General features: G+C 73.1%; 8 protein-coding genes. 3 read left to right on the forward strand and 5 right to left on the reverse strand.

Annotation, left to right across the window (positions count from 1 at the left end; all coding sequences use genetic code 11):
- Positions 1-47: 47 nt before the first annotated feature.
- On the reverse strand, positions 48-674 hold the full coding sequence (locus tag SMA5143A_RS11245; protein ID WP_107462779.1) for an NUDIX domain-containing protein: 627 nt from the start codon (positions 672-674) through the stop codon (positions 48-50).
- 119 nt (positions 675-793) lie between these two features.
- Positions 794-2,461, reverse strand: a complete 1,668-nt coding sequence (locus tag SMA5143A_RS11250; protein WP_107462780.1) for a CTP synthase — start codon at positions 2,459-2,461, stop codon at positions 794-796.
- A gap of 562 nt (positions 2,462-3,023) precedes the next feature.
- Here SMA5143A_RS11250 and SMA5143A_RS11255 point away from each other — a divergent pair.
- The 3 genes from SMA5143A_RS11255 to SMA5143A_RS11265 all read left to right on the forward strand — a co-directional run bounded on the left by SMA5143A_RS11255 (position 3,024) and on the right by SMA5143A_RS11265 (position 8,169).
- Positions 3,024-4,826 carry a glycoside hydrolase family 15 protein gene (locus SMA5143A_RS11255; RefSeq protein ID WP_055538873.1) on the forward strand — a complete coding sequence of 601 codons (1,803 nt, stop codon included), beginning with the start codon at positions 3,024-3,026 and terminating at the stop codon, positions 4,824-4,826.
- Between the two features lie 187 nt (positions 4,827-5,013).
- Entirely contained in the window at positions 5,014-6,423 is a 1,410-nt protein-coding gene (locus SMA5143A_RS11260) for an FAD-binding oxidoreductase (RefSeq protein WP_107462781.1), read from the forward strand.
- 96 nt (positions 6,424-6,519) lie between these two features.
- Positions 6,520-8,169, forward strand: coding sequence for a PucR family transcriptional regulator (locus SMA5143A_RS11265; protein ID WP_107462782.1), 1,650 nt, complete (start codon positions 6,520-6,522; stop codon positions 8,167-8,169).
- A 33-nt stretch (positions 8,170-8,202) separates the two neighbouring features.
- Here SMA5143A_RS11265 and SMA5143A_RS11270 read toward each other — a convergent pair whose 3' ends face one another.
- The 3 genes from SMA5143A_RS11270 to recN form a co-directional block, all read right to left on the reverse strand.
- Positions 8,203-9,336 carry a glycosyltransferase family 4 protein gene (locus tag SMA5143A_RS11270; protein ID WP_107462783.1) on the reverse strand — a complete coding sequence of 378 codons (1,134 nt, stop codon included), beginning with the start codon at positions 9,334-9,336 and terminating at the stop codon, positions 8,203-8,205.
- Positions 9,337-9,676: 340 nt separating this feature from the next.
- Positions 9,677-10,429 (reverse strand): hypothetical protein, encoded by a 753-nt coding sequence (locus tag SMA5143A_RS11275; RefSeq protein WP_107462784.1) that lies wholly within the window; start codon positions 10,427-10,429, stop codon positions 9,677-9,679.
- 3 nt (positions 10,430-10,432) lie between these two features.
- On the reverse strand, positions 10,433-12,175 hold the full coding sequence (gene recN / locus SMA5143A_RS11280; protein ID WP_181361813.1) for a DNA repair protein RecN: 1,743 nt from the start codon (positions 12,173-12,175) through the stop codon (positions 10,433-10,435).
- Between the last annotated feature and the right edge of the window lie 155 nt (positions 12,176-12,330).

The raw sequence follows: 12,330 nt of genomic DNA on the forward strand, positions 1-12,330 counted from the left end.
TACGCCCCTACGCCCCTACGCCCCTACGCCCCTACGCCCCTACGCCCCTACGACGCGAACGGGCGGGCGGGCCACGGCGCCTCGGCCGGGCGCAGCGCGTCCACCCCGTCGCCGCCGCGCGCCGCCACCAGCGACAGCGCGCCCACCACCAGGCAGTTGTTGTGCAGCTCCCCGGCGAGGACACCCCGGACCAGCTCGTCGAGGGGCACCCGGGCCAACTCCATGTCGGCCTCCTCGTCCTCCACCTCGAAGCGCCGTCCGTCGGCCTCGGAGAGGTCCCGGGCGAGGAAGATGCGGACGGCCTCGTCACAGCCGCCGGGGGTGGTGTAGACGTCGGTCAGCACCCGCCAGTCCTCCGCCTTGACGTGCGCCTCCTCGTACAGCTCGCGCTGGGCGGCGTGCAGCGGGTTCTCGCCCGGCACGTCCAGCAGGCCCGCCGGGATCTCCCACAGCTTCTGGCGCACGGGGTGGCGGTACTGGCGCAGCACCAGCACGCGGTCCTGGTCGTCGAGGGCGAGAACGGCGACGGAACCGGGGTGGACCTGGTAGTCCCGCCGGACCACCGAGCCGTCGGGCATGACCACGTCGTCGGTGCGCACGGAGGTCTTGTTGCCGGTGAACGGCGTCTCGCTCGCCCGGACCTCCCACTCCTCGGCGGTGTCCTTGATCGTCATGTCGACTCGTCCTCCCACACGTGCCATGAAACCGGGGCGCACCTCCCGAAAGAGACGCACCCCGGTCACCGTACAACTCCTGCGTCGCGCAACTGGCCGTCACCAGCCGCGACTTGCTGTCACTTTCCCGCGGTCTTCCGCTCCACGGCGGCCTTGACCAGACCCGCGAAGAGCGGGTGCGGGCGGGTCGGACGGGAGCGCAGCTCGGGGTGCGCCTGCGTCGCGACCAGGTAGGGGTGGACCTCGCGCGGGTACTCGACGTACTCGACGAGCTTGCCGTCGGGCGAGGTGCCGGTGAACTGCAGGCCCGCCTTCTTCTCCAGTTCCGCGCGGTAGGCGTTGTTCACCTCGTAGCGGTGGCGGTGGCGCTCCTCGACGTACTCCTTGCCGTCGTACACCTCGCGCACGATCGAGCCCTCGGCGAGCTTGGCCGGGTACATGCCCAGGCGCATCGTGCCGCCCATGTCGCCCTCACCGGCGACGATGTCGAGCTGCTCGGCCATGGTGGAGATCACCGGGTGGGCGGTGGCGGAGTCGAACTCGGTGGAGTTGGCGTCCGGGATGTCGGCGAGGTTGCGCGCGGCCTCGATCACGATGCACTGCAGACCGAGGCAGAGGCCCAGCAGCGGGATCTTGTTCTCACGGGCGTACTGGATGGCGCCGACCTTGCCGGAGACACCGCGGTCGCCGAAGCCGCCGGGGATGCAGATGGCGTCGACGTCGGCGAGCTGCGCCGCGGCGCCGGCCGGGGTCTTGCAGTCGTCGGAGGTGACCCATTTGATCTTCACGCGCGCCCGGTTGGCGAAGCCGCCCGCGCGCAGCGCCTCGGTGACCGAGAGGTAGGCGTCGGGCAGGTCGATGTACTTGCCGACGAGCGCCAGGTTGATCTCGTGCCGCGGGTTGTGGACGCGGTCGAGCAGGTCGTCCCAGGTCGTCCAGTCCACGTCACGGAACGGCAGGTCCAGCTTGCGGACGACATAGGCGTCGAGGCCCTCGCCGTGCACGGTCTTCGGGATGTCGTAGATCGAGCGGGCGTCCGGGCAGGCGACGACGGCGGCCTCGTCGACGTCGCACATGAGGGAGATCTTCCGCTTGATCGCGGCGGGCACCTCGCGGTCACAGCGCAGCACGATCGCGTCTGGCTGGATACCGATGTTGCGCAGCGCCGCGACCGAGTGCTGCGTCGGCTTCGTCTTCAGCTCCCCGGAGGGGCCGATGTACGGCAGGAGCGAGATGTGGACGACGAAGACGTTGTCACGGCCGACCTCGTGGCGGACCTGGCGGACGGTCTCCAGGAACGGCAGCGACTCGATGTCGCCGACCGTGCCGCCGACCTCCGTGATGACGACGTCGACCTCGTCGGACGCCATGCGCCGGATGCGGTGCTTGATCTCGTTGGTGATGTGCGGGATGACCTGCACGGTGTCGCCCAGGTACTCGCCGCGCCGCTCCTTGGCGATGACGGTGTTGTAGACCTGGCCTGTAGTGACATTGGCAGAGCCGTCCAAGTCGCGGTCTAGGAAGCGCTCGTAGTGTCCGATGTCGAGGTCGGTCTCGGCGCCGTCGTTGGTGACGAACACCTCACCGTGCTGGAAGGGGTTCATCGTGCCGGGGTCGACGTTCAAGTACGGGTCGAGCTTCTGCATCACCACGCGCAGGCCGCGGGCCTTGAGCAGCATGCCGAGGCTGGAGGCGGTCAGACCCTTGCCGAGCGAGGAGGCGACACCCCCGGTGACGAAGATGTGCTTGGTCGTCGTGGTGCTGTTTCGGAAAGCAGCGGGCGGCATGGCCAAGAGGGGGCTCCCGTGGTCGCGGTTCTGGGTGCGGGTCGGCCGCCGCCCGATCAGGTCGTCGGGGGGTGCCGTCGCTGCGGTTCGGGGGTCCCTTGCGAGTCGGGGCGCCCACCGGTCCACGGGCTACCAGGGTATCAGCGACCGGCCACGATCGCTTCCGGCCACGCTCCGCGCACGGGCCGCCACGGACTTCGTACGACAGTCGGCGAATACCGGCCGCGGGTCACCCCTGGCTCACTCGTTCGGCCCACTCGCGTTGCCTGGAGCGGCACGCGCAGCCCCCCGGTGCGTCGTATCCTCTTCGGACACTCGCTGCCGAGCCCGGCCGGGGAAACGGCACCACCCCCGCCCGTCTCCGGAAACATGCGAGCTCGTCAGTTCGTTGAGCAACGATGGCCTCATATGCGTTGAGGATCGTTGAGCGACATCGCATGACAACGCCCCTTGGATCACTCTGGAAGCATCGATCCTTCGTCGATCCCTCGGGTCCCTTGACCGCACACCGCACAGCGACCGCCCCTCGGGGGGCGACGTGGCCGTTCGACTGGAGTTGCACGTGGCCGGGCGCATCGAAGACTACGCACTCATCGGAGACATGCAGACCGCTGCCCTGGTCTGCCGGGACGGGACGGTCGACTGGCTGTGCCTGCCCCGCTTCGATTCCCATGCCGTCTTCGCGGGCCTTCTCGGCACCGAGGAGCACGGCTTCTGGCGGCTGGGCCCCGCCCACGCGGCCGACGCCGAGCCACCGACGGCCTCCCGCCGCCGGTACCGCGGCGACTCGTTGATCCTGGAATCCGAGTGGGACACCCCGCGCGGCACGGTCCGTGTGACCGACTTCATGCCGCCCCGTGACGGCGCCCCCCAGCTGATCCGGATCGTCGAGGGCGTCAGCGGCCGGGTCCCGATGCGCTCGGCGCTGCGGATGCGCTTCTCGTACGGCCGGGTGGTGCCCTGGGTGCACAAGCACGAGGGGCGCACGGTGGCCGTCGCCGGCCCGGACTCCGTGTGGTTCGACACCGAGTGCGAGACGTACGGCAAGGCGCTGACGACCTACTCCGACTTCACGGTGACACCGGGCGACCGCATCGCCTTCACCATCTCCTGGCAGCCTTCTCACAAGGAGCCGCCGCCGCTGCCCGAGCCCGAGCCGTCGCTCCAGGCCACGGAGGAGTTCTGGCGGGAGTGGGTGGAGCACTGCACGTACCACGGCCCGTACCGCGAGGCGGTGGTCCGCTCGCTGATCACGCTGAAGGCCCTGACCTACGCCCCGACCGGCGGCATCGTCGCCGCGCCGACGACCTCCCTCCCGGAGCACATCGGCGGCGTCCGCAACTGGGACTACCGCTACACCTGGCTGCGCGACGCGGCGATCACCCTCTCCTCGCTGCTGCGCACCGGGTACCGGGACGAGGCCCGCGCCTGGCGCGAGTGGCTGCTGCGGGCGGTCGCCGGCGACCCGGAGAACCTTCAGATCATGTACGGCATCGCCGGTGAGCGGGAGCTGGGCGAGGCGGAGCTGGAGTGGCTCCCCGGCTACGAGAACTCCGCGCCCGTCCGGGTCGGCAACGGCGCCGCGCACCAGCTCCAGCTGGACGTGTACGGCGAGGTCACCGAGGCCCTGCATCTGGCCCACATGACGGGTCTGGCCCGCAACGACTACGCCTCCCTGCTCCAGCTGAAGCTGATCCGCTACCTGGAGGACCACTGGGACGAGCCCGACGAGGGCATCTGGGAGGTCCGCGGGCCGCGCCGCCACTTCGTGCACTCCAAGGTCATGGCCTGGGTCGCCGTGGACCGCACGATCAAGCTCATCGAGTCCGGTGACGCGGACGGCCCGCTGGAGAAGTGGCGCGAGCTGCGCGACGACATCCACCGGGACGTGTGTGAGAAGGGTTACGACAAGGAGCGCAACACCTTCACGCAGTCGTACGGCTCGAAGGAGCTGGACGCGTCGCTGCTGCTGATCCCGCAGATGGGCTTCCTGCCGCCGGACGACAAGCGTGTCATCGGCACCATCGAGGCGATCCAGCGGGAGCTGTCGACCCCGGACGGCTTCATCCTGCGCTACCCGACCGCCGGTGCGGACGAGGGCGTGGACGGGCTGCCGGGCGACGAGGGCGCGTTCCTGGCCTGCTCGTTCTGGATGGCGGACGACCTGGCGATGATCGGCCGCGTCGACGAGGCCCGCAAGCTGTTCGAGAAGCTGCTGTCGCTCCGCAACGACCTGGGCCTCCTGGCCGAGGAGTGGGACCCGGAGCTGAAGCGCCAGGTCGGCAACTTCCCGCAGGCGTTCAGCCATGTCCCTCTCATCGACACGGCCCTCCGCCTGACCGCCTCGGGGGCGTACGGCGGCTGACGCCCGCCCCCCGATCCGCCGCGCACGGCGGCGGATCGGCGCACGACCAGGCGCACGCAGCAAGCGCTTGCGCCTGGTTCGGGGGGCTCGCGTCCACCCCGTGGGCGCCCCGGGTTCGAACAGGACCGATCCGCCGTACCCGCCTAGCCTGGAAGAAGTCCTGTCTCCTGGCTGAAAGGGGCCGGTCATGGCTCCCCTTTCCAAGGCCCACACGGCGCTGACCGAACTGCGCGAGGATCTCACCGGCGAGGTACTCGCCCCGGGGGACCCCGGGTACGACGACGCCCGGACGGTGTTCAACGGGATGATCGACCGGCGTCCGGCGGTGATCGCCCAGTGCGAGAACCCGACCGATGTCGTACGGGCCGTGCGCTTCGGCCGTGACCTCGACCTCAACATCGCGGTGCGCGGCGGCGGCCACAGCGTGGCCGGATCGGCCCTCAACGACAACGGCCTGGTCATCGACCTGCGCCGGATGCACTCGGTCACGGTCGACCCCGCCGCGCGCAGCGTCCGCGTCGAGGGCGGCGCCACCATGAGCCACCTCGACCGCGCCACCGAGCCGTACGGTCTCGCCACCACCGGCGGCCGGGCCTCCACCACCGGAGTCGGCGGCTTCGTCCTCGGCGGCGGCAGCGGCTGGCTGGAACGGGCCTTCGGTCTCGCCGTCGACAACCTCCTCGGCGTGGAACTGGTGACCGCCGACGGCCGCGCGGTCCACGCGACCGCCGAGGAGAACCCGGAGCTGTTCTGGGCCCTGCACGGCGGCGGCGGCAACTTCGGCGTGGCCACCGCCCTCACCCTGCGTCTGCACGAACTGCCCGCCTTCGCGATCGCCCTGCTGCTGTACGAGCCGGAGCACGCCCAGGAGGTCGTCCGCGTCTACCGCGAGGTCCTCGAGAACGGCCCGCGCGAGGCAGGCGGGGGCGTCCTGTACTTCACCGGCCCGCCCGAGGAGTTCGTCCCCGAGCACATGGTGGGCCGGCTCGTGTGCGGGATGCTCCTCACCTACGCCGGCACCGAGGACGACATGCGCAAGATCGCCCAGCCCCTGCTGGCGCTGCCGCACGAGGCCGAGGTGGTCGGAGCGATGCCGTACGCGGACGTGCAGTGCATGATCGACGATCCGCCGGGCCTGCGGAACTACTGGTCGGCGGAGTACCTGGCCGGTCTGCCGGACGAGGTGGTCGACGTCTTCTGCGCCGAGGCCCGGTCGATGCCCGTGCCGACCAACTCGCAGCACATCCTCTTCCCGTACGGCGGCGCGGTCGCCGACGGCCCCGCCGAGTACCCGGTGCCGTACCGGAACGCGCCATGGGCCGTGCACCCCTTCGGCGTCTGGGAGGACCCGGCGGACGACGAGCGGGCCATCCAGTGGGTACGGGACGTCCGCGAGCACGTCCGGCCGTGGAGCACCGGCGCGGTCTATCTGAACTTCATCGGCGACGAGGGCGAGGGCCGGGTCCTGGCGGGCCTGGGCGCCGACAACGCCCGGCGGCTGATGGCGGTGAAGGACGAGTACGACCCCGACAACGTGTTCCGCTTCAACCACAACATCCCGCCGCGCGACCCGAAGGGCCGGCCCGCCGCCCACTGAGCGCCGGCCACTGAGCGCTCCCCCGCCGGGCGCTCCCGCGAGCGGCTCCCGGCGCGGGGATGCCCGGTCGGCCCGCGCGCGGGTACCGTCCGGTCCATGGACACCCGTGACAGCCGCGTACCCGCCGACGGTCGTGAGGCTCCGGGCGGTATCACCGTGCGGCGGGCGCTTGAGCTGCCCGGGCTGCGCGGCGGGCTGCCGGAGATCCTGGCCGGCGCCGACCGGCTGGAGCGGACCGTGCGCTGGGTGCACGCGGGCGAGGTCCCCAACATCGCCTCGCTCCTCAAGGGCGGCGAGCTGCTGCTGACCACGGGCTACGGGCTCGGTACACGCCCCGCCGACCAGCGGGCGTTCGTACGGACGCTGGCCGAGCGCGGTATCGCGGCGCTCGTCGTCGAGCTGGGCACGCGGTTCACCCGCCTTCCCCCGGCCCTGGTGGAGACCGCGCGCTCGGCAGGCCTCCCCCTGGTCCAGCTGCACCGCGAGGTGGCGTTCGTGACGGTCACCGAGGAGATCCACACCGAGATCGTCAACGGCCACTACGCGCTCCTCCAGCAGGCCGAGGAGGTCCACCGGCGCTGCACCGAGGCGCTGCTCGGCGGCGGTGGGGTGCCCCAGGTCCTCGGCATCCTGGCCGACTTCAGCGGCAACCCGGTCTTCCTGGAGACCGCCGACGGTCACCTCCTGTACGCCGCCGGGGCGGGGCCCGCCGACACCGATCCGCTCCAGGTGTGGGAAGGGCTGCGGGACCGGCACCAGGACGAGCCGCCGGCCGGGACGACCATCGTCGACGTACCGGGCGGCGGACCGGGCTCGGGCTCGGTACGGGCCCGGCTGGTCCTCCTGCCCGTGGTCGCTCCCCTGGCCCCGGTGCACCGGATGGCCGCCGAGCGTGCGGCCGGTGTCCTCGCCGTCGTCCTGATGCAGGCCCGGCAGGAGGAGGAGCTGGCGGCGCGCGGGCGCGGCGACTTCCTCACCGATCTCGCCGAGGGCCGTATCGAGGCGGAGGACGCCCCCACCCAGGCCCGTGTGCTGGGCTTCCGACCGGGCGGCGGGCCCCTGCTGCCGATGGTGATGCGACTCGCCGACGGCCTGTCACCGGGCGGCGGCTGGGCGGTGCTGGCCCGCGCGGTCGGCGAGGAGCTGACCCTGGTGGGTGTCCCCGTCCTGCTGGGGGTACGGCCGGTCGAGGGCCGCGTCCCGCTGCTGGTGGGGCTGCGTGAGGAGGCGGAGCGTCCGGCGGTGGCGGACAAGGTCGCGGCGGCGCTGCGAGCGGGTGTGGAGCGGGCCGGGTTGCGGCGGCCGGGCGGACGGCCGCCCGTGGTGGTCGTCGGGGTGCCCGGCGACTGGGCGGCCGCCTCGGCGGGGCTCAGGCACGCGGCGGAGACGGCGACGGCCGCGCAGGGGCTGGCCGACCGCCCCTGGTACGACGCCCGGCGGCTCGACATCGACCTGCTGCTGTGGCGGCTGCGCGACCATCCCGACCTGGCCGCCTTCGTGGGCCGCGCGCTCGGCCCGCTCCTCGACCACGACAGCCGCTCCCGGCCGCCACTGCTGCCGACCCTGCAGACGTATCTCGCCCACGCGGGCCGCAAGGCGGAGACGGCCCGCGAGCTGCACCTGAACCGGCAGACCCTCTACAACCGCCTCGCCCGCATCGGCGAACTGCTCGGCACGGACCTGGACGACCCGCAGACCGTCCTGGCCCTGAGCCTGGCGCTCAGGGCCCGCAGACACGTGCCGTAGGAGGCGCTGGCCTCAGGTCACCCGGGGCCGGCGTCACATGAGGGGCCGAAGGTCGGTCAACTCGTCGTAGACGCTGAGCACCTGGGCCACCGTCTCGTCCTCGGTCGGCCAGGTCGCGGCCTGCCGGGTGCCCCGGTCGCGCAGTTCGTCCTGGAGCGCGGGGTCCTTCAACAGGCGCGCCACCGCCTCGGCGAACGCCCCGGCGTCCCCGAACGGGACGAGCGCGGCGGCGTCCCCCACGAGTTCGGGCACCGACCCGGCGGAGGCCGCGACGAGCGGTACGCGCGCGTGGAGCGCTTCCTGGGCGAGGACCGAGCGCGCCTCGGGCCCGCCGGGCAGCAGCGCCAGGTCGGCCGCCGCGACCAGCTCGCCGATGTCGTCACGCCGCCCGATGAGCCGCACGGGCAGTCCCTCGTCCTCGATGCGCCGCTGGAGGGTGCTCCACTGCGGGCCCTCGCCCACGATCACGACGAGCGGCTCGGGGTCGAGGCCCCGCCACTCCCGGGCCGCGTCGAGCAGCGTGTCGTACCCCCGGTGGCGGTCGAGCGCGCCGGCGGCCATGAGCAAGGGCCGGTCGGTCGCGCCGAGTTCGGCCCGGGTCTTGGAACGGTGGCGGTCGTTGTCGTCGTCACCCTTCCGGCGGAGCACGGGCACGGAGACGGCGGCGAGGCGGGCGTCGCGTGCGCCCCGGCTGCGGGCGCGGTCGACGAGTTCCGAGGAGGTCCCGAGCACCACGGCGGCGGCCTTGGCGACCCGGCGCTCCAGCAGCCGCAGCAGATGGGCCCGCGCGCCCTCGGCGTAGGACCGGGTGTGCCAGGTGACCACGAGCGGGGTGCGCCGCCCGCCGAGCGCGAGGGTCGCGCGGAAGCCGGCGTGCAGGCCGTGCGCGTGGACCAGGTCGGCGTCCGCGCAGGCGTTGCGCAGGGTGGCCACGGAGGCGGGGTCGCTGCTGCGGGGCACATGGATGTGGCGGGCGCCGACACCGGTGAAGTCGTGGACGCCGTCGGTCTCGTGGGGGGCGCACACGGTGACCCGTACGCCCCGGGCGACGAGCCCCGAGGCCAACGACCGCACATGCGCGCTGCTCACCGCGCTGCCGCCGCCGAGCACTTGCACGGTTCGCAGCGGCGACTGGCCGTGCGGTGAGTGGCTGCTCACGTGGCTCACGTGGCCGGGGCTCCTGGTTCGGGGTCGGACGGTCACGAAGAAACGTACAGAACGATCCGGCGGCGAGGGTTGACCGCGCGAGGCCGCTTCTGCCTGGTCTGCGTAGCACGTCTCGCTACGTCGTACCTGTCCAAGGATGCCAGGCCGTACGAGTGTTCCGGCACCGCCGAACCGCCCGAACGGCGCAGCTGTGGGCAACACGACGCCCAGCGTCACTCACACGAGTGAACTCCCGCACGACATTGCCCTCCACGCCACTTCCGCCCCACTCCTGCCCGGAGCGTTCCCCGGCCCGCGGCCCCGCCGCCCCACCCGAGCACCCGTGTCCTGCCGACGCCGGTCACCCCCACACCGGCGACCGCGCCACCTCGCTGACCCGGTCCCCGTGGACGGCCGCGGCCACCACCGCCGCCGCGTGGGCGACCAGCCCCGCCCGGCCGTGGGCCAGGACGGCGGCGCAGCCCAGGGCGGCGCCGAGGGCGTGGGCGCCGGTGTCGCCGAGCATCGTGCGCTCGGCGAGGTCGTCGGTGAGCACGGCCAGGACGGCCCCGGCGGTCGCCGCCGCCACCTCCCCGGCGGCCCCCTCGCGGAGCATGCCGGGCAGTGCGAGGGCGAGCGTCGCGCAGACCGCCCTTCCGGGCCGTACGTCGACGAGGTTCACCATGTGCGCGGCCCCGGCGATCACCACACCGGCCAGCACCTTGTCCAGCGCCCGTTCTTTCAGCAGTGCCCCGGCGACGAGTCCGGCGGTCGAGATGCCGAACAGCTTCACCGCGCCGCTGGTGACGTCACCGTCCCGCAGCGCCGCCAGGTGGGCCCGGAACCCGCGCTTCGGGTCGTCGGCGCCCGCGATGTCGTCGTACGCCCCGCACATCCCACCCGCCAGGATCGCGAGCCCGGCGGCGGGGCAGCTCCGGCCGGCCGCGAGCACGGTGCCGAGCGTGGCCCCCGGCCCGGCGTACAGGGTGACGGTCCGGCCGGTGTGGTTGGTGCGCTGCCAGCGGGGAGCGCCGCCGGGGGCCGTGGCCCGGAGGACGGCGACGCCCGCGCGGGCCGCGCTCGCCGCGAGGACGAGCGCGGCCCACCTGCGCATCGCTCAGGCGTCCGCGCGGGCCGCCGCCAGCAGTTCCTCGGCGTGTGCCCGTGCCGTCTCGGAGTCCTCCTGACCGGCGAGCATGCGCGACAGCTCCCGCACCCGGTCCTCGCCCTCCAGGACCTTCACGCCGGACCGGGTCACCGAGCCGTCGTTGGTCTTCTCCACCAGCAGCTGCCGGTCGGCGAAGGCGGCCACCTGCGGCAGGTGCGTGACGACGACGACCTGCGCCGACCGCGCGAGCCGGGCGAGCCGCCGGCCGATCTCGACGGCCGCCTTGCCGCCGACACCGGCGTCGACCTCGTCGAAGAGGTACGTCGGCACGGGGTCCGTCCCCGCGAACACGACCTCGACGGCCAGCATCACCCGCGACAGCTCACCGCCCGAGGCGCCCTTGGCGATGGGCCGCGGCGGCGCCCCCGGGTGGGGGGCGAGCAGCAGCTCCACCTCGTCGACGCCGGACGGCCCGTACGCGACCGTGCGTCCGCCGACCTCGACGCCCTCGGGGTCCTCGGTCTGCCGGATCTCGAACGACACGCGCGCGTGCGGCATGGCGAGCGAGCCCAGCTCGGCGGTCACGGCGGCGGCGAACCGCTCCGCGGCCTCCTGCCGGGCGTCCGTCAGGGCCTGCGCGAGACCTCCCAGTTCGACGCGCAGCGCGTCCCGCTCGGCGGTCAGCTCCTCGATGCGTCCGTCGTCGCCGTCGAGTTCGGTGAGCCGCTGGGCGCTCTGCTCGGCCCAGGCGACCACGGAGGCGATGTCCTCGCCGTACTTGCGGGTCAGGGCGGTGAGGGCGGCCCGCCGCTCCTCCACGGCCGCGAGCCGCAGCGGGTCGGCGTCCAGGTCGTCGGCGTATCCCGCCAGCTCACCCGCGACGTCGCCGAGCAGGATGCCGATCTCACCGATCCGGTCGGCGAGCGCCGCCAGCGCCGGGTCGTGCGAGCGCACGGCCTCCAGCGCCCGGTGGGCGCCCGCGACGAGCGTCGAGGCGTCGACGCCCTCGGGGTCCTCGGGATTGCCCGCGAGCGCGGCGTGCGCGGCCGTCGCGGCGGATGCCAGCGCCTCCGCGTGCCCCAGCCGCTCGGCCTCCTCGGCCAGCTCCACGTCCTCACCGGCGCGCGGCTCGACGCCCGCGATCTCGTCGAGCCCGTAGCGCAGCAGGTCGGCCTCCTGGGCCCGCTCACGCGCACGGGTGACGATCTCGTCGAGTTCGACGGCGACGGCCCGCAGTCGCCGGTACGCCTCGCCGTACTTGGCGAGCGGCACGGCCACCGCGTCCCCGGCGTACCGGTCGAGGGCCGCCCGCTGCCGGGACAGCTTCAGCAGCCCCTGCTGGTCGGTCTGGCCGTGCACGGCCACCAGTTCGTCGGCCAGCTCCGCGAGGACGCCCACGGGCACGGACCGCCCGCCGAGGTGAGCCCGCGACCGTCCCTCGGCGGAAACGGTACGGCTGATCAGCAGCGCCCCGTCGTCGAGTTCGGCCCCGGCCTCCTCGGCCCGGACGACCGCCGAGGCGCCGTCGGGCATGGCGATCCGGCCCTCGACGACCGCGTTCTTCGCGCCGATCCGCACGAGCGCCGGGTCCGCCCGGCCGCCGAGCAGCAGACCGAGACTGGTGACCACCATGGTCTTGCCCGCGCCCGTCTCACCCGTCACGGCGGTGAAGCCGGGTGACAGCTCGACGACCGCGTCGTCGATGACTCCGAGCGACCGTATCCGCATCTCCTCCAACACGGACAAGACCATACGAGGTCGAGGGAGGGAAGTGCGACGCCCCCCGTCCCCGATGTCACTCAGGGGAGGTACAAGGCGCCCCACACACCCGTGACGACCGGGCGCCGTGACGCCGCGGGGATCCGTCAGAAGGGCCCTAGGGCGCGTTGCGAAAGTCCCGTCTGCCC

Origin of the sequence: Streptomyces sp. MA5143a (genome assembly GCF_900290235.1) — a bacterium.
Taxonomy (GTDB): Bacteria; Actinomycetota; Actinomycetes; order Streptomycetales; family Streptomycetaceae; genus Streptomyces.

Coding starts and splice junctions, on each gene's coding strand:
- SMA5143A_RS11275 (WP_107462784.1), bottom strand. CDS start 10,429: ATGCGCAGGTGGGCCGCGCTCGTCCTCGCGGCGAGCGCGGCCCGCGCG.
- SMA5143A_RS11250 (WP_107462780.1), bottom strand. CDS start 2,461: ATGCCGCCCGCTGCTTTCCGAAACAGCACCACGACGACCAAGCACATC.
- recN (WP_181361813.1), bottom strand. CDS start 12,175: ATGGTCTTGTCCGTGTTGGAGGAGATGCGGATACGGTCGCTCGGAGTC.
- SMA5143A_RS11265 (WP_107462782.1), top strand. CDS start 6,520: ATGGACACCCGTGACAGCCGCGTACCCGCCGACGGTCGTGAGGCTCCG.
- SMA5143A_RS11260 (WP_107462781.1), top strand. CDS start 5,014: ATGGCTCCCCTTTCCAAGGCCCACACGGCGCTGACCGAACTGCGCGAG.
- SMA5143A_RS11245 (WP_107462779.1), bottom strand. CDS start 674: ATGACGATCAAGGACACCGCCGAGGAGTGGGAGGTCCGGGCGAGCGAG.